A 21,565-nucleotide genomic window follows, 5' to 3' on the forward strand; every position below is an offset into this window, starting at 1 on the left:
AGTGTAAATTTTTTGTAAAGACATCCGTACAACTCAATGCTTTAATTTAAATAATAAGTTAATATTTGTTTTCAATACTCTTTCTAGCTGTTTCTTCTGCTTTTCAGCTTGCACTTTTTCCGCTAACGCCGATTGTTCACATACAATTTCAAATGTTAATCCTTCTTTACTTTCTGTTATAGATATTGATTCAACAAGCGATCTTTGTCTTATATTTAAAGCTGCTGAAAATTGTAAAACAGCCCCTAAAAGGCGAATTTTCTTTTGTTCATTTTTATCAAACCATCCTTCAAATGGTGACAAATGTTGTTTGAATAACATTTTTGATTTATAAGACGCAATAAGCGCTAATCTTACTCGCTCTTTGTGCATCATACCATCAATTGTTTTATTCGCTAATAAATAAAACGTATGTAAGCGGCTCGCTTCTTCGTCTATATATTTGCCTATATTAAATACTTTCGCTGCTTGATGGAATACTTCCCAGTCTTTTACTGACATAGAAATCAGCCCTGTTTGTTCAAGTTGTTGACAAATCAATCTTCCATGTTTAATAAGCTGCATTACAAATTCCATATCCATTTCATATTCATGTGATAATAAATACAAACTTTCTTCGACCACGTTCGGATAATATGAAATCCCCAAATCTTTTGTCAACTCTTCATAGAAAACACCTTCTCGTAATCCTTTTCTACTTAATACAAATGATGGCGCCTCTATAACATTAACAAGCGTATGAAATACTTCGACTGCTGGAACAATTGTATCTGCTCGATCTTTTGCCAATCCTTCCAATTTTTGAAGTTCTATGAACGACAATGCTTCTAATTCTTCTTTCACATTTTTAATATCTTCTTCTTTCATCTTATATAAATGTACCCCTGCTATAGGATAACAAATTAAATTTTGATGAATTTTCACTAAGTTCCTCGCACTACCACCAATTGCAATAAGAGGCAACTTCTTATCAATTAACCATGGTAATGTTCGAAATTGATATTCTAAGTACGTTCGAATCTTTTCCAACTCTTCTTCAGTAGGTATGTCCTCTTTAATAAACTGCTTTAAAGAAAGTGCTCCAAAAGGAAAGCTATGATACTCTAAAATCTCTCTATTTCGAAAGTATGTAACTTCCGTACTTCCTCCACCAATATCTACTGTAATTCCTTCAGAGAACGAAGTTGAATTCATAACTGCTAAATAGCCGTAACGTGCTTCTTCATATTCTGATAATACTCTAAGAGTAAAGTCTGTTTGTCCTTCAACAAGTTTTTTAATTTCCTCTTGATTCTCAGCCTGCCTAATTGTTGCTGTTGCAACACAAAGTACATGGCGCAACTGATGGAATCGTGTACTTTCTTGAAATTGAAATAATGTTTGTAACAATACCTCTATTCCTTCTTCAATCAACACACCATCGACTAAGTAATTCCTTAACCTTGCAACCACTTTCGTATTTTCAATCTCTTTATAAAAACCTCCGTTTTGCTTTTCATAAATAACTAAACGCATTGTATTAGATCCAATATCTATAATGGCATATTGCTGTTTTAATATTTCTTTCAAACTTCTCACTCTTTCATTATCAAATTTCTAAAACACATTCTATTACTATTATACAAAATAGTTGTTTTTTGTAACAATATTGCTTTAATATTGAAAATATATACAATCACTTTTTGCATATAATAAAAATCGCTTTTACTTATGGTATAATAATGAAAAATTGAAAGGAGATTTAATATGAAACCTTCACAACCACAATCTCAATTACAAAACCAACATTCTATTAATCGACTAGCTCAATCTATTTTCGTTGTGAATCGTCATGCTAAAGCTGCAACTAATCCGAAGTATTTATACTGGTTAAAAAAGACAGCTTTAGAACGCTTAATTACTGAAAAAAAAGCTATTAAAGAAGGATTACATTTCTCTAGAAATCCACGTTTTAGCCAACAACAATCTGATGTTCTTATACGTTTAGGTGATTACTTTTTCCATATTCCTCCTACAAAAGAAGATTTTCGAATCCTACCACATCTCGGTCATCTTGAATCCTCCTATCGAAATCCGAAAACAACCTTATCTTTAACAGTAGCAAAAAAAACACTTCAAGATTATATTGGTCCTGAAGCGCTAAAACAAGAAAAGAAATTAAGTGAACCTGTCCCATGGTATAGTCGTACCTATACAAAAAAATAAAACAGTTTGGCCAATTGTAGGCCAAACTGTTTTATTTTTTCTCTTCTTTAATTTTAATATTTGCTTGTTTATAAAAAGCAATTTTTTCTGTATTATAAGACTTCGTAAATTCATTAAACTTGTCTTTTTCTGATTCAATATCTTTATAAGACTGATTTACTACTTTTACTTTTTCACTAATATCTTTTAATTTCGTACCTTTATCTTGTAACATTGTATATAATTCTTTTTCTTGTTTTAACGATTTATTATAGCTATCATACATTTTGTTAAATGAATCATGTCGTTTCTCATATGTGCTTTTCACTTTATCCGCTTGATCTTTCAATTTCTTATCTTCAATTTTCTTCACATATTTATCTGCCGATTTCACTTCTTCTTGTGCCTTATTTAAAGATTCTTTTTCTTTTTTAAGCACTTTTTCTCGTTCATCTGTATTTTTCACTGCTTGGTTTAGTTTTTCCTTAACAGTTTGATTATTATCTTTTCCTTCTTGAACAATCTGGTTATATAATTCTTGTCCCTCTTTCTCTAAAGTTTCAAGTTTTTTTGCATCTTCAAACATTGTTTTTTCTTGCTTTGCAGCATTTTCAAATGCAACATATAATTCCTCTTCTGGTTTCGGTCCGAAACAACCCGCTAGTAAAGTCATTGATAATGCAGTTACAATTGCTAATTTACTATATTTCAACATCTTTTTCCTCCTACTTATATACGATCATCGTGTAAAAAGCTATGAAATTATATAACCTTCTATAAACTCCACACTCGCACCTTTTTCACGAAAATCATTCATATTGTTTATAATGCTTGTACAAATTGTATTACTTGAAATTACATTTTCCGTTTTTGAACTAAATAGTAGTTCCATATCCATCTTTTACTTGGCACTTTTTAAAACCTATTGATATTATGTATTACACAAAAGTACAACGGAATTCATCACAACCATAATAATTTGAAGAACAACAGTAATCATTCACCTGATAAAAGATGTTCGTTGTTCTCACACGTCTATCATTCTATCATTCCCTTTCCCGCTTTCTATCAAATAATCTCTTCGTTCATTTTACACAGTATAAATGCTATCTTGCAACAACTTACAATTATTCTTGCCATTCCCTAAAAAGGAAAAGTGTAGAGTATACTTTCCTCTACACTTTTAAAATGAAACACATTGTGCAAAATGCATTGACACATCCATCATAATTATATGCCTATTTCATATATTTTTAAAGACTTTTATTACAAAAAAAGTTCTTTTTGTAATAAAAGTCAAAAAAATGTTACAATAAAAACTTCTTCATATCATATTTCTTCAAATCAAAATTTCACTTATTTTTTTACAAATTTCTATGCTGGTACAATTGATTTTGTGCCTTTCTTAACAATTCTTCAAACGTTTTTCCTTCTATAGGATAACTAGCAGCCCCAAATAATAGAGTCATACTTACCAAACCATTTTCTATTTCACTTTCAATATTTTTCATTAATCGGTTTGTTATTGTCGACTTTTCATGTCCGTTATCAATCGCCACAATCACATACTTATTTTCATCCCACTTCGTAACGACATCGCCTTTACGAATTGTCTTTACAATCGTGCTCTCCAATTTTTGTACTAACACCTCCAATTTTTTTTCTTGCACTGTTTCTTTTAGTCCTTTCCATTCTTTCACAGAAAGAATGTACACTGTAATATTATGAGAATCTCGTTCTGATAAAGCAGCTACTTTCTCAAAAAAATCAACTACAAAATCATTACTTGCCATTCCTCCTACTTCCGTATCCATACGCCCACTCGCTTTTTTATCATACCAATGTCCAAAATAATAGCTGAGTATCATTTGCAATATATAAATAATAAAGACGGTATAAAATGATCGCGAATCCAGTTTTGTAATTACATCCTGAAGCGCAATCCATTCTGTAACTGCCACTGTATTCCCAAGTAATAATCCACTAATTTTCCCTTTATGTTTCATACTTCACCTCCCTTCTATACCAATATATGTTTCTATAACAATTATGTTTTTCTACAAAATAAAAAATGTACATATTGAGTGTACATTTCCGCTTAAGCTTGTCTACCATTTCTATTCTATTTCATATATATGCCATGCATCATTTTAGAAATATGGTGACCTACATGCTACAAAAGAAAAATCTATCAGATATTATACGTTTACTATCGGGGTTTCTGTAGTCGCTAAAATTACTATTTAATTCTTTCGGAGTAAACTTCATTACATACAATCAAATCGACGCTATTGTAAATATGGATCGAACAAAAAAGGGAATCAAAAAGGAACCTTTCATACAGGTTCCTTTTTATCATTGCCGTACAACAACTTCATTTGTTTGCAACGGACCATATGATACTCCGTTATATTGAAATGTATATGTAGCCTGAAATAGTGTGTTTTTGAGTTCTTTATCTTTATTTGCTTTTATTTTACAAATTAATTCTACCTTCTCATTTGGTAATAAATTATCAATTCTCCACCTTACAAGCTGGAACAGAAACTCGCTCATCCCCTTATCAACCTTTAATGAATTTGGAATATAGGCAAAATAATCTCGAATCATATGACTTACTACAACTCGTGAAATCATTTCCATTCCTTTATTTTCAACTTCAATTCGAATAATAAGTATGTCGTTTACATCATAGGTCAGTTCATATGAAAATTTTTCTTTATACATACTACGGATTTGTAATGTAACTGCTACGTTAGGACATTCATTTTCCTTTTTTGAGCCATCAATCCATAATACCGGTTGTAGCGGTATTGAACGCCTTCCTTGATCCGGAATTCGTTTCCATATTTTCATAATAATATTCACCCCATTTCAGATGCATCATATCCATACGACCTTATTCTGCCTCTCTACACAATATTAATAAAGCTCGTTACAAACGATATATAGTTATTACTCTTCCTTTTATCCTATTCGACAAAGTAAAGAAAAAACCATTTTTCATCTGTTAACAGCAGGTATTCTTACTGAAATATTTTTTTACAATTTCCTTCATTGACTTTTTACCAATACTAAGTATTACTCACTCTTTCGCTGTCCATACAACAGAATATTTTGACGGAAGAAAAAGTTTGCCTTTTAGTCAAACTTGACTATAATATTCTTTATGGCTTTGTCAGTGCACTTGTGTAAATTGATTTTTAAAAATATATTTATAATTTTTATGCGCTGCACTCAAAACTTAATATAGTTTACTTATTATTAAAGGAGGGTTATCTTTGGAATCTCAATTATCAAAAAAAGACTCCAGCAAGACAAAATTTGTTGTTGCGGGTTTACTACTTGGTATTTTAATGGCGGCAATGGATAATACAATCGTTGCAACAGCAATGGCAACAATCGTTGGAGACCTAGGAGGATTTGACAAGTTCGTTTGGGTCACGTCTGCATATATGGTAGCAACAATGGCAGGAATGCCTATCTTCGGAAAACTTTCTGATATGTACGGACGGAAACGCTTTTATATTGGTGGCCTTATTCTTTTCTTGTTCGGTTCTGCACTTTGTGGAACAGCATCTAGTATTGAGCAATTAAGTATTTATAGAGCAATTCAAGGAATTGGTGGCGGAGCTCTTATGCCTATCGCCTTCACTATTATGTACGACATATTCCCACCAGAAAAGCGCGGAAAAATGACAGGGCTATTCGGTGCTGTTTTCGGAACATCTAGTGTATTCGGCCCTTTATTAGGTGCTTATATTACAGACTATATAAGTTGGCACTGGGTCTTCTATATTAATATTCCATTAGGACTTATCTCCTTCTTCTTCATTACGAAATATTATAGTGAATCTCTAGAATTTAGAAAACAAAAAATTGATTGGGCTGGCGCTATTACACTTGTTATTAGTATCGTTTGCTTAATGTTCGCATTAGAACTTGGTGGTAAAGAATACGCATGGGATTCCACTGTAATTATCGGCTTATTTACAACAGTTGTTATTATGCTTATTATTTTCTTCTTCGTAGAACGAAAAGCAACCGAGCCTATCATTTCTTTCCATCTATTTAAAAAACCTTTATTCGCAGCTAGCCAAGGTGTTGCCTTTTTCTATGGTGCCGCTTTTATCATCTGTACAGTTTATATCCCAATCTTCGTTCAAGGTGTTCTCGGTGGTTCAGCCTCAAATGCTGGATTAATTTTAACACCTATGATGATTGGCTCTGTAATTGGAAGTCAAACGGGTGGACAGTTAGCTTCTCGAACAAGTTATCGTAACATTATGATGGCATCTGGAGTTTTCTTCGTTCTTGGCATTTATTTACTAAGCACTTTAACAATGGACACACCTCGCCTACTCGTAACACTATTTATGGTTCTCGCTGGACTTGGTGTTGGTTTCTCATTCTCAGTTTTAAGTATGTCTTCGATTCACAAATTAGAAATGAGAGACCGTGGTTCTGCTACATCAACAAACTCATTTTTCCGTTCACTCGGTATGACTCTTGGTGTAACGATTTTCGGTACAATTCAAAATCATATTTTTACAGATAAACTAAACACTCTCTTCCCACCCGAACTAGCAAAATTAGCTCCAAAGGGTGGAGACACAAGTTTCTTATTATCACCAAGTGCTACCGATAAAATACCAACTGAAATATTAACTGGTATTAAAGAAGCTCTAGCTACATCTATTGCCAGTACATTCTTCTGGGCACTGATCCCGGCTGTACTAAGTATTATTTGCATTTTACTTATGGGAAATGAGCGTCTTTTTACAGGACCAAAAACGAAACAAAAACAAAAGCAGGTAAGTTAGTATAGAAAAAAGAAACGGCATACCCTTTATGAAAAAGGGTATGCCGTTTATAATATATAAAGTAAATCTTTGATCAGTAAGGAACCATTCCTACTGGTTATTATCCCTCACCAATCGGGATCAAGTTTCTATATACAGGAGAAAGAAACAGTAAACAAAAACATAGACAAAAGTGTGCATATATAGCAAAAAAGTAATTATGAAACAATATAAACCAAAAGAATTTTCAGAAATGCTTAATGTCTCTGTTAAGACATTGCAAAGGTGGGACAATCAAGGTGTTTTAACTGCTTACCGAAACCCAAAAGGAAGATATTTTGTATCTGTACTTTGCGAATTGGAAGAAATGGCAACAAAGTTAGCACTCAATAAAATAGGTCTAGGGATTGATTTAGGAGTGAAGGATTTTGCTACACGTAGCGATGGTATCGTTCATGAAAACATCAACAAAACAATAAAAGTAAAAAAGATAGAAAAACGGTTAAAACGTGAACAACGCTCTTTAGCACGTAAATTTGAAAATCTAAAAAAAAGAGGTGAAAAATCTGTTACTAATAGAAGAGTGAATATAGATAAAAATGTTCTTAGAGTGCAAAAGTTGCATGCTCGATTAGCGAATATTCGAATAGAATATGTAAAGTCTATTGTAACGAATGTGGTGAAAACCAAACCAACGTTTATTACAGTGGAAGATTTGAATGTGAAAGGTATGATGAAGAATAAACATTTATCTAAAACAATTGCCAAGCAGTCTTTTTTTACTTTTAAAACGTGGCTTTTGACGAAATGTGAGGAATATGGAATTGAATTACGTCAAGTAGACCGGTTTTATCCATCGTCAAAGTTATGCTCATGTTGCAGTCAAAAGAAAGCGGATTTAAAGCTATCTGACCGAGTATATACATGTGAATGTGGCAATGTAATGGATAGAGATTTGAACGCAGCGATCAACCTTTTACAAGCAAAAGAATATACAATACTAACGTAAATAGTTTGTATATATGTACGGTGGGCTACATCGGAATTTACGCCTGTGGAGTGTCACAGCAAACTGTAGTAGCAAGTGATTAGCGAGGCAGGGCACGTAGAAGCAGGAATACTCTAAGAATATACATTTGTCTATATTTTTAGTAGCAGTTGAGACAGCATGAGCATGAAATTAGTCATTCTCGGCTTACTACTCGAAGGAGATAAACATCCATATGAAGTGCAGCACATCATGAAAGAAAGACAAATGGACTGTTACATTAAATATGCAAAAGGATCACTTTACTATGCCTTTGAGCAATTAGAAAAACAAGGGGCAATTCGTGTTACAACTATTGTTCGAGATACAAATAGACCAGATAAAACAATTTTTCATATAACAGACGAAGGTAAGCGGTTATTTCACACATTACTATTAAAACAATTCGAGGCAAAAAATCAAATATATAAACCAATTTATTCGGCACTCTCTTTCGCTCATTTTGGTAATGATGAAGAGTTAGTTCCTATTTTAGAAAAAAAGAAAAATGACACCATTCAATATTTACATAATATGCAAACTATATATGATAGTAGCAAAGGACACATCCCACGTGCACAGCGATATATTTTGCAAAGCGTTATTGAACATATTACAGTCGAATTGCAATGGTTAAACACCCTTCTTGCAGATGCTGTTGCCGGGCGACTTTCAGAAATTGATATAGATACGGATTAAACTTTTAAAATAGAAACTGTAAAATGACAATATAGTTATTTTATTTCAAAGTCTAAAACAAGTATAACCCCATTCTAATTTAGGTTGGGGTTATGCTTGTTTAATTTTCTATATAAGATAAACCAATTATTTAATAACATAACTGGCATCTTATGTATGTATAGGTACCCATTTCTTTATAAATTTAATTGCACTTTATTTCAATTCTCCTCATGTTTCTTCACTCTAAAAAATCAGAAAAATACAAATAATTAAAATAAAAAACTTTAGAATTTTCTTATTTCAAAACAGTAGACAAAATTCCAAAAATTGTGTTAGAATTTGTTTCAATATCATATCGCTTGTTAAATTCCTTTCAAAAGGAAAATGGGTACACGAACAGTTTGTTTCGTGTTTAAAAGGGAAGCTTGGTGAAACTCCAACACGGTCCCGCCACTGTAAATGCTGAGATTTCTTTTTAATGCCACTGTGAAAACGGGAAGGTGAAAGAAATCATATGAAGCATAAGTCAGGAGACCTGCCTGTTTTAACAACACTGATAGATTCACGGATGATGATGAGGTGTTAAAACAAAAAGGAAGGCTTATTTTCTATGCCTATATGCTTTTTGTTATAGGTATTTCCTAGTAAACGGAAATGCTTACTTTCAATTAGGGAGGAATTTGAAATGGCAATTCAAACAAGTAACTTAGGTTATCCACGTATCGGACTACAACGAGAGTGGAAAAAAACATTGGAAGCTTTTTGGTCTAATAAAATTGATGAAGAACAATTTTTAACAACAATGAAAGAAATTCGTCTTCAACACGTTAAAGCACAGCAAGAAAAAGGGATTGAACTTATTCCAATTGGCGACTTTACATATTACGATCACGTTTTGGATACTGCTTATATGCTAGGATTTATCCCATCACGTTTTTCTCAGTTTACATCTTACCTTGATGTATATTTCGCAATGGCGCGTGGCTCTAAAGATCACGTAGCTTCCGAAATGACAAAATGGTTTAACACAAACTATCATTATATCGTTCCAGAATATGAAGAGGGATTACAAATCTCTTTAAAAGATAATCGTCCACTTCGCTTATACGAAGAGGCAAAACAAGAATTAGGAGTAGATGGAAAACCTGTTATTTTAGGACCATATACTTTCTTGAAATTAGCTAAAGGCTATACACAAGAGCAATTTGCTACTATTTTAAAACAGTTAGTTGCACCTTACGTACAACTGCTTTCAGAACTACATGCAGCTGGTGCACAAATCATTCAAGTTGATGAACCGATTTTCGCTTCTTTAACGAAAGAAGAAGTTCAACAAGCAAAAGAAATTTATGAAGCTATTCGTAAAGAAGTTCCAAATGCGAATCTTCTTTTACAAACATATTTTGATAGTGTAGAAGAAAACTATGAAGAAATCATTACATTCCCAGTATCAAATATTGGATTAGATTTCATTCATGGTAAAGAAGGTAATCTACATGCTATTTCAAAATATGGATTCCCAGCTGATAAAACTTTAGCTGTTGGTTGTATAGATGGCCGTAACATTTGGAGAGCCGATCTTGATGAAGTTCTTACGTTATTTACAACGTTACAAAAACAAGTCCAAACGAAAAACTTCATCGTTCAGCCTTCTTGTAGCTTATTGCATACGCCAATCGATAAAACAGAAGAAACTCACTTATCGACTGAGCTATTTGACGCGTTGGCATTTGCAAATCAAAAATTAGAAGAGTTAGTTCTTATTCATTCCGCTCTAACTCAAGGTACAGAAAGCATTCGTAATGAGCTGGAAACATATCGAAATGTACATCATACAATTCGTTCATCTGCTGCACGTAACCGAGAAGATGTCAAAACAGCACGAACAGCACTAAAAGAAGAAGATTTTTCACGACCTCTTCCATTTGAAAAACGATATGAATTGCAACAAGTTGCTTTGAAGTTACCGTTGTTACCAACAACAACTATCGGTAGCTTCCCGCAAACAACTGAAGTTCGCCAAACGCGAAAAGAATGGCGTAACGGTGTTATTTCAAATGAACAATATGAACAATTTATTGAAAAAGAGACAGAAAAATGGATTCGTTACCAAGAAGAAATTGGTCTTGATGTTCTTGTACATGGTGAGTTTGAAAGAACTGACATGGTCGAATATTTTGGTGAACGCCTTGCTGGTTTCTCATTCACTAAAAACGGTTGGGTGCAATCATACGGTTCCCGCTGCGTAAAACCACCTGTTATTTATGGTGATGTAGCCTTTATTAACGGAATGACTATTAAGGAAACTGTTTATGCACAAAGCTTAACAGAGAAAGTTGTAAAAGGCATGTTAACTGGACCTGTTACGATTTTAAATTGGTCCTTCGTTCGAAATGACATTCCAAGAAAAGAAGTTTCATATCAAATTGCATTAGCTCTTCGTCATGAAATTGAACTACTTGAATCTTCCGGAATTCGAGTAATTCAAGTCGATGAGCCAGCACTTCGTGAAGGAATGCCACTAAAAGAAAAAGATTGGGACGCTTATATTACATGGGCAGTACAATCCTTCCTTTTAGCCACTTCATCTGTAGCAAATGAAACACAAATTCATACTCATATGTGTTACAGTAACTTCGAAGATATCGTTGATGCGATTCGCGCATTAGATGCAGATGTGATTTCTATCGAAACATCAAGAAGTCACGGTGAATTTATTGATACATTAAAACATACAACATATGAAAAAGGCATCGGTCTAGGTGTATATGATATTCATAGCCCACGTGTACCAAGTAAAGATGAAATGTATAAAATCGTAGAACAATCTTTAAAAGTATGCGATCCTAAATATTTCTGGATTAATCCTGATTGTGGTTTAAAAACGAGAAGAACAGAAGAAGTTATTCCAGCTTTAGAGCACATGGTGCAAGCGGCAAAAGACGCTCGTTCCTTGCTAAAAACAAACGCATAATAAAAATGGGGTATCCTTTTTGAGGATACCCCATTCTTTATTCTTTACTTTCAAAAAAGAATTCATATTGTATTTTATATAATTCATCATCCGTTGGTTCTTCAAGGGGTGTTGCCTGTAATACAACCGTATACTCACCATTTGGAATAGGAATTTGAAATTTATTTGAAAGAATACTTGTTACAACGATACATTCATTTTCAACTGTAAAAGGAACTGTAACCGTTCTAATTACTTCTTCTTTCTCAATATGTTTCCCTGGGGTCACTTTTACTTCACAAGTATAATCAGAAAGTGCTTCAAAAATAACAGTTCCATCCGTCTTCGCATAACCTCTCTCAAAATCTTCATCCGTCCAGTCAACGTAAGGCTGATCACCGTCATAGTTCATCAACATTAATTGCGAATACGAAATTGTTAACTCCATCGTTTCCCTCCTCCTTCATTATGAAATATACAACTACTACTTTACGTCAAATTTTACACGCGTACCATCTGGGTATTTATCTAACTTATTTCCTACCCAAGAGCCTGCTCCGCGATTATCTGCTGGACTTATATATTCGATGTGCGCTCCTTTTCCGCCTTCTTTACACATCGCCATTGGCCATTCATCACGATCATACCCTTTTTTTGATGGGTATGGAGCTAACGATAATTTTCTTCTATCCGCAGCGCCACCACGGTCGATTGTACACACTTCTGAATGCCCTTCTTTTATAGCATCCGTAATATGTTTCCCTGTCTCTGGGTATCGATCTCTCGGAAATTCTAGAACTTGATCATACGCATTTGTTTTTTTAATACTTGTTTCCTCTGGAACAAGCACTTCATACACCGCTACTACAATAGAAAGAATTGCAATAATTGAAATGATAATACCTTTTAATTGCTTCATGTATACCTCCATGATTCTACCAGTTTCTTTTCCTCAGTTATTATAACAAACTTCTCCTGTATATGTTTTCAGACATTATTTTAGCTCTTCTTCGCCATTCCGCCAAAAACTCTCATTTTTCTTCATCTTTTCACTAATGCTGTAGAAAACTAATAACCTTCCGACATTCTTTTTCAAAGGAAGTCCTCATAAAAGATTGAAATGATATATACGATACTTTTTGGGGAGGAAATATTATGGAAGCTACCTATAAAACGAAAGATGTGACGAATAAAACAGGCATCCCAAAACATATAGTCCGCAAATATAGTCAACTGTTAGAAGAACATGGTTATATAATTTCCAAAACAGCTGATGCTCGTATTTATAAACTTGATGATTTAAAACTATTGAAATCTATACATGAAAGAGCTGCTACATTGCAGGAAGATATTTCAGAAACGATACCAATTATTTTAAAAGAAAAAGAGGCCCTACCTGTACCAGTTATACAAAATACGCAAGAAATACAACCGAAAGAAAAAGAAGATGGGCGCAACTTCGAGGAATTCATGTTAAAACTTGAAATGCTCGCTCAACTAAATGAAGCCATTATTCATCAAAATTCTACCCTTATTACCCAAAATCGTTTAAAAGATGAAAAGCTAGATGAGTTGATGCAACAAGTTTATGTAAAAGAAGGATCTCAGGAAAAAATGCTACAAGAGTTAGTGGATCATGCCGCTCAAACAGATGCTCTGCAAAAAGAAAAGATGGACTTATTAATGAATCATATGTATAAACGAGAATCTAAACAAGAAGAAAAAATGAATAAACTCGTAAATCAAATTTATAATAAAGATAGCAACCGTGATGCACAACTTATGCAAGTAATTCGCGAAATTCAAGAAACAAAAAGATTAGTCGCCGCTTCAAAAGAACAAAGCTTTTTCCAATCATTTAGAAGTTTATTTAGCCGAACAAAACAAGAAAAAACAACTGAATAGCATAATATATTTTTTCTAATATAAAATAAAAAGTTACCTTCTATCGGTAACTTTTATTCCTTATTTCTTACAGCTGGCAATATAATAATCGCTTCAGTTCCTTTCCCACTTTCACTTTTATATTCCAGCGTACCATTATGCGCTTGTAAAATACTAAATGTTACCATTAGTCCTAATCCTGTCCCTTTTTCTTTTAAAGAATAATACGGTTGTCCGAGCCTTGCTAATTGTTCTTTCGTCATTCCAACACCACTATCTTTAACTCTTATTACAATCGTTTCATCTTTTTGTATAGCCGTTACTTTTAAATATCCTTTATTTCCTTGAATTGCTTCAATACCATTTTTAACAACATTCATAATAGCTTGCTTCAATTTCGTTTTATCACCGATCGTATAAAGACTTTCAGAAATCTCAACTTGCAAATATACACCTTGCATCGCTGCAAATGATGACATAAGAGTCGTCATTTCTATTAATTGAGCTGATAAGCAAATATGTTCTTTTTTCTCAATTTGTGGCCTTGCTAAATTTAAATAATCTGAAATAATTTGTTCTGCCCGGTCCAATTCAGCTAATACGAGACGCATATAATCCTTGTTCTTCACATCTTCCGTACTTTCTAGCAATTGAATAAAACCACGAACAACAGTGAGCGGATTTCGAACCTCATGTGCAACACTTGCTGCTAACTCACTTACAATATTAAGTTTCTCTGACTTTTGCATCTCTGTACGTAGTATTGCATTTTCATTTAAATATTCTGTTAAGTACACCTGAAATACCATTGTCATAACCATAATAAGCGAAGCAAATATATATCCGCTATATAAGTGCGAAACATATGGTGTAAACCCCGTTTCTAACAGAACGTTAATCATACCAATCACTAAAGAAACAAGTACGTACAATGATGAAATCATAAGTGCTAAAATTAGCTTCTTATCCCTTGAAAATAGAGACCATTTCTTTGATAAAAATAATGGAACTATCAATAGAAATATTACTTCTATGACTGGAAGAAGGTTTATGCCCTTTAGCGCCCATTCATAGATAACAAAAATAACGGCCGGGATTAAACCAACAATCCCACCATATAAAAAACCACTAACAATTGGGATTGGGTGAAAGTTATACCCGCAAACGTCCCCAAAACAAATAGAATATGTCATAGAGAGAACGAGTGTAATGCTAGATAAAAACATAATAAAGTAGCGGTTCGGCTTCGGAGGCATTTCTTGATAACGATTTAAACGAATCGCTTCGTATAAAAATAGTGGCAAAATAATGATTGCAATTTGGATCATTAAATCACGGATAAGCTCCATAGCCTCTCATCCCCTATATGTATTTTGATATGATTATATCATTTTACAGGTTTGTTTGTTTTAAAATTTTGATTTTTCTTAACATATTTGTTAATTCTTTGTTAACAACACATAATAATTGTTACAGATTTTCGAAATGAATGTAAACCCTGTACCAAATTTCTGCCCGACAGTATACAATGAATACGGATTACAAAGAAAATAAAAAATACTTCATAAGACGGACAACTATAGCAAAATACAGCATATAATCCATACTATCTATGTTTACAAATAAGTGATCATTATTTTAGTAGGAGGAAGATAAATATGGCGGGTACTACGCTTGTTTTAAAAGAAGAAAATTTGGTCGTTCTAGAAAACGTTGAAAAATCAGTGTATGAAGAGTTACAGCATAAAACAGGAGAAGAAAATTGCACATGCGCTGTGAATGAATCAGTTGTTCACCTTGGCAAAGTATCCTCTGTACTTTGGAATGAAGATGAAATAGATTGGGAATACGGATATTAAAAAGTCGCTTACAGCGGCTTTTTTTCTATTATTCCTCTCTTTCTACATACCATATACGCAAGCGAAATGATAGAAAATATGTTAAAATGAACTTAATTTTCAAACGGAAGAAAGGGAGATACAATGGAACAATTCATTAACCCTAGAGTAAAGGACATCCAAATTTCTGGAATCCGTCAATTCTCTAACATGATTCAAAACTATGATAATCTTATCTCTTTAACAATTGGACAACCTGATTTTCCTACACCTTCTCTCGTAAAAGAAGCGGCAAAACGGGCTATTACAGAAAATTATACAAGCTATACACATAACGCTGGTTTACTAGAGTTACGCAAGGCAGCTTGTAACTTTGTAAAAGATAACTATGATTTACATTATTCACCTGAAAACGAAACCATCGTTACAATCGGTGCTAGTGAAGCAATTGATGTTGCATTTCGAACGATTTTAGAGCCAGGAACAGAAGTCATTTTACCTGCCCCTATTTATCCAGGGTACGAACCGATTATTCGATTATGCGGCGCAACACCTATTTTTATCGATGTTCGTGAAACTGGCTTCCGTTTAACAGCCGAAGCACTGGAAAAGGCCATTACAGAAAAAACAAGATGCGTCGTACTGCCGTATCCTTCAAATCCAACTGGTGTAACTTTATCAAAAGAAGAACTACAGGATATTGTAGATGTTTTAAAAGATAAAAATATTTTCGTTCTTTCTGATGAAATTTATAGCGAACTTGTATATGAACAGACACATACATCGATCGCTCATTTCCCAGAAATGCGTGAAAAGACTATCGTCATTAACGGTTTATCAAAATCGCATTCTATGACTGGCTGGCGTATCGGTCTATTATTCGCACCAAACTATTTAGCTGGGCATATATTAAAAGTTCATCAATACAACGTAACGTGCGCTACTTCAATCGCTCAATATGCTGCAATTGAAGCTTTAACAGCTGCTAAAGATGCACCAAAAATGATGCGTCATCAATACAAAAAACGACGTGATTACGTATATAATAGACTTATTCAAATGGGCTTAACAGTTGAAAAGCCAACAGGTGCATTTTACTTATTCCCATATGTTGGCCATTTAACATCTTCATCATTTGATTTTGCACTTGATCTTGTGAAAGAAGCTGGACTTGCCGTCGTTCCTGGAACAGCATTCTCTGAATATGGTGAAGGCTACCTTCGCTTATCCTATGCATATAGTATTGAAACTTTAAAAGAAGGCTGTGACCGTTTAGAAGCCTTTCTACAACAAAAAGCTAAGAGTTAAACTCTTAGCTTTTTTTATGCATAATGATCGCAAGTTTGACGCTTCAGTAATTTATGCGGAATAATGATACACTTTGCAGTAGACTCCGCATTCTCTACTTTATCAACTAAAGCTTTTGCTGCCTCATATCCTAGCTGATATATATTCACGTCAACTGTTGAAAGCGGAGGACTCGCAATTTCTGATAATAAAGCATTATTAAAGCTTACAATTGAAACATCCTTCGGTACAACGAATCCTTTTTTAGAAAGTGCACTTAGCACACCAAGTCCAATCAAGTCATCCGTTGCCATAATTGCTGTCGGTGGTTGCTTTAGCCCCATTAATTCCTCCACGGCTTGTTGACCACTTTCTCTTGAAAAATCAAAATGTAAAATATACTCTTTCGGCAATACAATGTCTGCTAATTTTAAAGCATCACTCATACCAGCCAAACGATCTCTCGTCACAAGTAAATCTGATCCACCGCCGATGAACGCGATTTGTTTATGACCTAATGAAATCAAATATTCTGCTACTTCTCTTGCAGCTGTATAATTGTCATTATCTACATATGTAATTTCTTCTTTACGATCATATGGTTTCCCGATTAATACGAACGGGAAATTTTGTTTATGTAAATATTGAATAATCCGATCATTCTCTCTTGAATATAAAAGAATAATGCCACCAATTTGGCGCCCCTGCACCATCTTTACAACACCATTAAAAATTTCATCTTCCGTTTCACCTGTCGACATATAAAGCGCATACCCTTCCACATGTGCAAACGAACTAATCCCTCTTATAACTTCTGGGAAAAACGGATTTTGAAAAGCTTTACTTGCAGAACTTGGCATAACAAGGCCAAGTGTTTTTGTTGTTTGGTTAGCTAGGTTTCTTGCGTTTAAATTAGGATGATACCCTAGTTCACTCATTACTTTCCGAACACGACGCTTTGTTTTTTCACTTATACTTGGATTATCAGCAATTACACGAGAAACGGTAGATGGTGCTACATTCGCCTTCTTCGCCACATCTTTAATTGTAACTGTCATAAAAATCCCCCTCCTTTCACTTCTCTGCCATTTTATATATTTTCATCTTGCACCCGTTGCAAGTAATAGGGGAAGTCATAAACTTTCATTGATTCTATCTTGTAAAACCTATCATATTCTCCCTCTCCATGTATTGTAAGGGATAGAGCTCTTTTTTCCTATACTATAATATACTATTTATTTCACTTCTTTTCATCTCCCTATAAAATGTTTTATAGGAAGATGAAAAGAAAAATGGGACATAATGTCCCATTTTTCATCCTTTCGTACCTCCAGCAGTTAAACCAGAGATAAAGTATTTTTGTAGTGATAGGAATAAAATTGAAATTGGGATTGCAATCAATACGGAACCCGCTGCGAACGTTGTAAATTCATTCCCAAATTTCTTCGCCACCATTTCATATAATCCAACTGCTAACGTATAATTTTCTGGTGTGCGCAAAATAATACTCGCTAAAATAAAATCTGTAAATGGGCCGATGAAAGTAAATAACGCTACAACCGCTACGATTGGCTTTGCAAGTGGCATAATGATTTGCCAAAAAATACGAAAATGCCCTGCTCCATCCATACGAGCTGACTCATCCAATTCTTTCGGAATCGTATCAAAATACCCTTTCATAAGCCATGTGTTCATTGGAATTGCCCCGCCTACATAAATTAAAATTAATGCAAGGTGCGTATCAATTAATCCTGTTAACTGTGCTAATACGTATAAAGCGATTAACGCTGCAAAGTTTGGAATCATTTGCAAAATTAAAAATGTTAATAAACCATTTTTTCTTCCAACAAAACGGTATCTCGAAAATGCATAAGCAGTAAAACTAATTGCTAACACTGAAAAAATCATCGTTAAAACACTTACTTTTAATGTGTTTTTATACCATAGTAAATAATTACTATTCTCTAAATCTAATAACTTACGATAATGATCTAGTGTTGCATTTTGCGGAATAATACTTGATCCAGATAAACTATCACCCGGATTAAACGATGAGCCAATAATCCATAATAATGGATAGAAAATGATGGCACACATTACGAAAATAACGAGATAACTTAATGAGAGACGTAACATCTTTTGTCTTTTAATATTCATTTACATCATATCCTCTTCTTGGAATGATTTTGTTCTCTTAAATTGCCATAACGCAACTGTAATAACGATTAACGATAAGATCATTGTAAGAGCTGCTGCTTTTCCGTACTGCGCGGAAGTCATCGTTAACTTATAAATCCATGAAATTAAAATATCTGTTCCACCTGCGTCTTGTCCAGCTACAGCAGGACCTCCGCCGTTAAATAGATAGATGATACTAAAGTTATTAAAGTTAAACGTATATTGCGTAATTAATATTGGTGCTGTTGCATATAGAACAAGTGGCAATGTAATTTTACGAAACTGTTGCCAAGCTGTAGCTCCATCTACTGTAGCCGCTTCGTATAATTCTCCTGGAATCGATTGCAGTATACCTGTTGTCATTGCAAAGACGAACGGGAATCCAAGCCACGTTTGAATCATAATTAAAGCAATCTTCGCCCAAAATGGATCTGTCATCCAAGCAATCTTTTCAATTCCGAATAAAGCTAATACTTGATTGTTAATCGCTCCAAATGTTTCATTAAACATACCAGAGAAAACAAGAATAGATACGAATGCTGGGACCGCCCACGGTAAAATGAAGATTGTTCGAATAATCGCCTTCCCTTTAATACCAGGCTGATTTACGATAATCGCTAAGAAAATACCAAGTGCAACTTGTAATGTCGTTGCAACGAATGTCCAAATGACAGTCCAAGAAAATACACTTAAAAACGTTTCTCTCCACATCGGTAATGTAAAGATATCAATAAAGTTTTTAAATCCTACCCAATCTACTAATTTAGCTGGAGGAGAATGATATAAATCATAGTTCGTAAATCCAATTAAAATTACGAAAATGATTGGAAATACAACGACAAAGATAAGTAATAAAAACCCTGGTGAAACCATTAAATACGGAAAACCTTGGTCTAGTAAATTACGGTATTGCTCTTTTACAGAGTTTAACGGTGTTCCTATATCCCGTTTCTTTCCGTTTTGGTATGCATCATATAAATTAAATGCATATATTCCGAGTCCAAACACGATGACAATGAGTGCCAAGATTCCTTCTACTAATAGAAAGACAGAATGGTCACGTGGAACTTCTGTACCAAGCGTTACAATTCCCCATAATCCCATATTTAATAAATCAGCAAAGGCTACAATAAATGAACCTGTTAATACTAGAAAAATAAGACCTTTTACAAATTGTTTATTATACATTTGGCCCACGCCTGGAATGATTGATAACATGGTTGCCATTTTCCTATGTTTTGAACCGTTTAAGCCGTTTGCTGGTTCCATAGATGTTTGCATGTTCCTTCCCCCTTTTTTCTTGGGAGAGAATTCGTGCCCCTCATATTAGAGGCACGAATTTCACCTTATTTTTTCTTACTATGATTTGCCTCAATATTACCTTTAATTTGCTTCACTGCATTATCAAGTGCTGCTTTTGGTGCCTCTTTATCCGTAACAACTAATTGAAGCGCATCTCCAGCTGGTTTCCATACTTCTTGCATTTCTGGAATGTTTGGCATTGGAATTCCATTTTCAGATTGTGTTGCAACTGCTTTTGCAGCTTCGTTATCTTTAATAATTGGATCTTCCATTACTGCTTTTACTGGAGGAATTTCTTTCGTCTTCTCAAATCGAATTTTTGCGTTTTCTTCATTCGTTACCCATTCAGTGAACTTTGTAGCTAAATCATTTTGTTTAGAGAAACTTGTTACATGCCATCCTTTAACCCCAACAAACGTTTTCATTGGTTGACCATTTGGTAATTTCGGCATTGGAGCAACGCCATAATCAATTCCGTTCTTTTCCATTGCTTGGAACGCCCAAGGGCCGTTCATGATAGATGCTGCTTTTCCTTCATTAAATAGCCCATCAGCAGCAGGTCCACCAGATTCACCGATAATACCTTTCGGGAATAACTTTTCTTTGTACCATTTTTGAAGATACTCAGCACCTTGTACTGCTCCGCTATTATTTAATCCAACATCACTTGCATTTGGCTTTCCATCTTTTTCACCAAACACATAACCACCCATACCTGCCATGAATGCATTAGCAAAGTAGAAGTTATCTCCTAATGCTAAAAATCCGTACTTGCCATCTTTCGTAAATTCTTTTGAGAAGTTAAACAGCTCGTCCATCGTTTCTGGCGCTTTTGGCATTAGTTTTTTATTGTAAATAAAGACTGGTGTCTCAATTGCTTTTGGTAAACCATATAATTTTCCGTTATATGTCTGTGCTTCTATTGATGAATCAGTAAATTTACTCTTTACAGCATCATCAGCTTTCACTTCAGAAAGTAAACCTTCTGTTACTGCATTTCCGATTTGATCATGTGGCAATGTTACAACATCTGGTCCCGTCCCCGCTGGTCCATCAAGGCGTAACTTCTTCACTTGATCTGTCATTTGCATTTCAACAACTTTTACTTTTACTTTATATTTTTCCTCAAAGCTTTTCACTGCTGGTTCTAAACCAACACCTTTTTTATCATCTTCCCAAACGAGTAGATCGTAATCTTTCTTTGCTTTACTTTCTTCTTTTTTCCCTGAATCTTTCGGTCCACATGCAGATAACATACCAATTGATAATGCTGAAACCGTTAATAATGATAATGCTTTCTTCATCCCAAAAACCTCCCTGAATTGTATATGTACCTTACTAATTGAAAACGTTTGCATTAAATAGTTTAATAGAAGCGCAAACGATATCTCGATCTATGAAAACGTTTGCGCTATTTGTCTATCATTAT

At 34.1% G+C, this 21,565-nt stretch carries 19 protein-coding genes, 1 pseudogene and 1 riboswitch; of the genes and pseudogenes, 9 read left to right on the forward strand and 11 right to left on the reverse strand.

Going from position 1 to position 21,565, the window contains the following annotated elements:
* Positions 1-33: 33 nt before the first annotated feature.
* Positions 34-1,569 (reverse strand): exopolyphosphatase, encoded by a 1,536-nt coding sequence (gene ppx, locus PQF83_RS10590; RefSeq protein ID WP_000658867.1) that lies wholly within the window; start codon positions 1,567-1,569, stop codon positions 34-36.
* A gap of 177 nt (positions 1,570-1,746) precedes the next feature.
* Here ppx and PQF83_RS10595 point away from each other — a divergent pair, with 177 nt between their 5' ends.
* A complete protein-coding gene (locus PQF83_RS10595) occupies positions 1,747-2,205 on the forward strand; it encodes a YkyB family protein (protein ID WP_000804868.1) in 459 nt (152 codons plus the stop codon).
* A 31-nt stretch (positions 2,206-2,236) separates the two neighbouring features.
* On the opposite strand, the gene PQF83_RS10600 is transcribed toward PQF83_RS10595, so the two are convergent.
* Both PQF83_RS10600 and PQF83_RS10605 read right to left on the reverse strand, forming a co-directional pair.
* The gene (locus PQF83_RS10600; RefSeq protein ID WP_000922491.1) at positions 2,237-2,899 is read right to left on the reverse strand and encodes a YkyA family protein; all 663 of its coding nucleotides are present in this window, start codon (positions 2,897-2,899) and stop codon (positions 2,237-2,239) included.
* Positions 2,900-3,548: 649 nt separating this feature from the next.
* A complete protein-coding gene (locus PQF83_RS10605) occupies positions 3,549-4,190 on the reverse strand; it encodes a diguanylate cyclase domain-containing protein (protein ID WP_000680837.1) in 642 nt (213 codons plus the stop codon).
* Between the two features lie 164 nt (positions 4,191-4,354).
* Between PQF83_RS10605 and PQF83_RS10610 the strand changes: the two are divergent.
* Positions 4,355-4,600 (forward strand): annotated as a pseudogene (locus tag PQF83_RS10610) (hypothetical protein).
* Here the strand turns inward: PQF83_RS10610 and PQF83_RS10615 are convergent.
* Complete coding sequence (locus PQF83_RS10615; protein ID WP_000708168.1) at positions 4,540-5,040, reverse strand: hypothetical protein; 501 nt, start codon at positions 5,038-5,040, stop codon at positions 4,540-4,542. The pseudogene PQF83_RS10610 and the gene PQF83_RS10615 overlap by 61 nt on opposite strands.
* Before the next feature lie 425 nt (positions 5,041-5,465).
* Here PQF83_RS10615 and PQF83_RS10620 point away from each other — a divergent pair, with 425 nt between their 5' ends.
* The 4 genes from PQF83_RS10620 to metE all read left to right on the forward strand — a co-directional run bounded on the left by PQF83_RS10620 (position 5,466) and on the right by metE (position 11,668).
* Positions 5,466-7,007: an MDR family MFS transporter gene (locus tag PQF83_RS10620; protein ID WP_048557615.1), complete on the forward strand. Its 1,542-nt coding sequence runs from the start codon at positions 5,466-5,468 to the stop codon at positions 7,005-7,007.
* Positions 7,008-7,206: 199 nt separating this feature from the next.
* Positions 7,207-7,995, forward strand: coding sequence for an RNA-guided endonuclease TnpB family protein (locus PQF83_RS10625; protein ID WP_002163529.1), 789 nt, complete (start codon positions 7,207-7,209; stop codon positions 7,993-7,995).
* A 159-nt stretch (positions 7,996-8,154) separates the two neighbouring features.
* On the forward strand, positions 8,155-8,712 hold the full coding sequence (locus PQF83_RS10630) for a PadR family transcriptional regulator (RefSeq protein ID WP_002163528.1): 558 nt from the start codon (positions 8,155-8,157) through the stop codon (positions 8,710-8,712).
* Between the two features lie 351 nt (positions 8,713-9,063).
* A riboswitch (cobalamin riboswitch) is annotated at positions 9,064-9,251 on the forward strand.
* A 128-nt stretch (positions 9,252-9,379) separates the two neighbouring features.
* Complete coding sequence (metE, locus tag PQF83_RS10635; protein ID WP_001007597.1) at positions 9,380-11,668, forward strand: 5-methyltetrahydropteroyltriglutamate--homocysteine S-methyltransferase; 2,289 nt, start codon at positions 9,380-9,382, stop codon at positions 11,666-11,668.
* Positions 11,669-11,705: 37 nt separating this feature from the next.
* Here metE and comJ read toward each other — a convergent pair whose 3' ends face one another.
* Complete coding sequence (gene comJ, locus PQF83_RS10640) at positions 11,706-12,095, reverse strand: competence protein ComJ (protein WP_000424017.1); 390 nt, start codon at positions 12,093-12,095, stop codon at positions 11,706-11,708.
* Positions 12,096-12,131: 36 nt separating this feature from the next.
* Positions 12,132-12,566 (reverse strand): DNA-entry nuclease, encoded by a 435-nt coding sequence (nucA, locus tag PQF83_RS10645; RefSeq protein WP_000811506.1) that lies wholly within the window; start codon positions 12,564-12,566, stop codon positions 12,132-12,134.
* A gap of 236 nt (positions 12,567-12,802) precedes the next feature.
* Between nucA and PQF83_RS10650 the strand changes: the two genes are divergently transcribed.
* Positions 12,803-13,552: a DUF3967 domain-containing protein gene (locus tag PQF83_RS10650; RefSeq protein ID WP_000388460.1), complete on the forward strand. Its 750-nt coding sequence runs from the start codon at positions 12,803-12,805 to the stop codon at positions 13,550-13,552.
* A 53-nt stretch (positions 13,553-13,605) separates the two neighbouring features.
* Here the strand turns inward: PQF83_RS10650 and kinB are convergent, their stop codons facing one another.
* A complete protein-coding gene (kinB, locus tag PQF83_RS10655; protein ID WP_000420385.1) occupies positions 13,606-14,880 on the reverse strand; it encodes a sporulation sensor histidine kinase KinB in 1,275 nt (424 codons plus the stop codon).
* 309 nt (positions 14,881-15,189) lie between these two features.
* Between kinB and PQF83_RS10660 the strand changes: the two genes are divergently transcribed.
* Together PQF83_RS10660 and PQF83_RS10665 are read left to right on the forward strand one after the other, a co-directional pair.
* The gene (locus PQF83_RS10660; protein ID WP_000929285.1) at positions 15,190-15,390 is read left to right on the forward strand and encodes a hypothetical protein; all 201 of its coding nucleotides are present in this window, start codon (positions 15,190-15,192) and stop codon (positions 15,388-15,390) included.
* Positions 15,391-15,513: 123 nt separating this feature from the next.
* Positions 15,514-16,677 carry an aminotransferase A gene (locus PQF83_RS10665; RefSeq protein WP_000434564.1) on the forward strand — a complete coding sequence of 388 codons (1,164 nt, stop codon included), beginning with the start codon at positions 15,514-15,516 and terminating at the stop codon, positions 16,675-16,677.
* 14 nt (positions 16,678-16,691) lie between these two features.
* Here PQF83_RS10665 and malR read toward each other — a convergent pair whose 3' ends face one another.
* From malR to PQF83_RS10685, 4 genes are all read right to left on the reverse strand, one after another.
* Positions 16,692-17,714: a maltose operon transcriptional repressor MalR gene (gene malR / locus PQF83_RS10670; RefSeq protein ID WP_000219043.1), complete on the reverse strand. Its 1,023-nt coding sequence runs from the start codon at positions 17,712-17,714 to the stop codon at positions 16,692-16,694.
* Between the two features lie 256 nt (positions 17,715-17,970).
* Positions 17,971-18,813, reverse strand: coding sequence for a maltosaccharide ABC transporter permease MalD (malD, locus tag PQF83_RS10675; protein ID WP_001022608.1), 843 nt, complete (start codon positions 18,811-18,813; stop codon positions 17,971-17,973).
* The gene (malC, locus tag PQF83_RS10680) at positions 18,814-20,115 is read right to left on the reverse strand and encodes a maltosaccharide ABC transporter permease MalC (protein ID WP_001194989.1); all 1,302 of its coding nucleotides are present in this window, start codon (positions 20,113-20,115) and stop codon (positions 18,814-18,816) included. It abuts the gene before it with no gap.
* A gap of 65 nt (positions 20,116-20,180) precedes the next feature.
* Positions 20,181-21,440: an extracellular solute-binding protein gene (locus tag PQF83_RS10685; protein ID WP_000709918.1), complete on the reverse strand. Its 1,260-nt coding sequence runs from the start codon at positions 21,438-21,440 to the stop codon at positions 20,181-20,183.
* Positions 21,441-21,565 lie beyond the last annotated feature (125 nt).

The organism is Bacillus sp. FF-1 (assembly GCF_028548245.1).
Classification (GTDB): domain Bacteria; phylum Bacillota; class Bacilli; order Bacillales; family Bacillaceae_G; genus Bacillus_A; species Bacillus_A paranthracis.

Coding starts and splice junctions, on each gene's coding strand:
- PQF83_RS10595 (WP_000804868.1), top strand. CDS start 1,747: ATGAAACCTTCACAACCACAATCTCAATTACAAAACCAACATTCTATT.
- PQF83_RS10600 (WP_000922491.1), bottom strand. CDS start 2,899: ATGTTGAAATATAGTAAATTAGCAATTGTAACTGCATTATCAATGACT.
- PQF83_RS10605 (WP_000680837.1), bottom strand. CDS start 4,190: ATGAAACATAAAGGGAAAATTAGTGGATTATTACTTGGGAATACAGTG.
- PQF83_RS10615 (WP_000708168.1), bottom strand. CDS start 5,040: ATGAAAATATGGAAACGAATTCCGGATCAAGGAAGGCGTTCAATACCG.
- PQF83_RS10625 (WP_002163529.1), top strand. CDS start 7,207: ATGAAACAATATAAACCAAAAGAATTTTCAGAAATGCTTAATGTCTCT.
- PQF83_RS10630 (WP_002163528.1), top strand. CDS start 8,155: ATGAGCATGAAATTAGTCATTCTCGGCTTACTACTCGAAGGAGATAAA.
- metE (WP_001007597.1), top strand. CDS start 9,380: ATGGCAATTCAAACAAGTAACTTAGGTTATCCACGTATCGGACTACAA.
- comJ (WP_000424017.1), bottom strand. CDS start 12,095: ATGGAGTTAACAATTTCGTATTCGCAATTAATGTTGATGAACTATGAC.
- nucA (WP_000811506.1), bottom strand. CDS start 12,566: ATGAAGCAATTAAAAGGTATTATCATTTCAATTATTGCAATTCTTTCT.
- PQF83_RS10650 (WP_000388460.1), top strand. CDS start 12,803: ATGGAAGCTACCTATAAAACGAAAGATGTGACGAATAAAACAGGCATC.
- kinB (WP_000420385.1), bottom strand. CDS start 14,880: ATGGAGCTTATCCGTGATTTAATGATCCAAATTGCAATCATTATTTTG.
- PQF83_RS10660 (WP_000929285.1), top strand. CDS start 15,190: ATGGCGGGTACTACGCTTGTTTTAAAAGAAGAAAATTTGGTCGTTCTA.
- PQF83_RS10665 (WP_000434564.1), top strand. CDS start 15,514: ATGGAACAATTCATTAACCCTAGAGTAAAGGACATCCAAATTTCTGGA.
- malR (WP_000219043.1), bottom strand. CDS start 17,714: ATGACAGTTACAATTAAAGATGTGGCGAAGAAGGCGAATGTAGCACCA.
- malD (WP_001022608.1), bottom strand. CDS start 18,813: ATGAATATTAAAAGACAAAAGATGTTACGTCTCTCATTAAGTTATCTC.
- malC (WP_001194989.1), bottom strand. CDS start 20,115: ATGCAAACATCTATGGAACCAGCAAACGGCTTAAACGGTTCAAAACAT.
- PQF83_RS10685 (WP_000709918.1), bottom strand. CDS start 21,440: ATGAAGAAAGCATTATCATTATTAACGGTTTCAGCATTATCAATTGGT.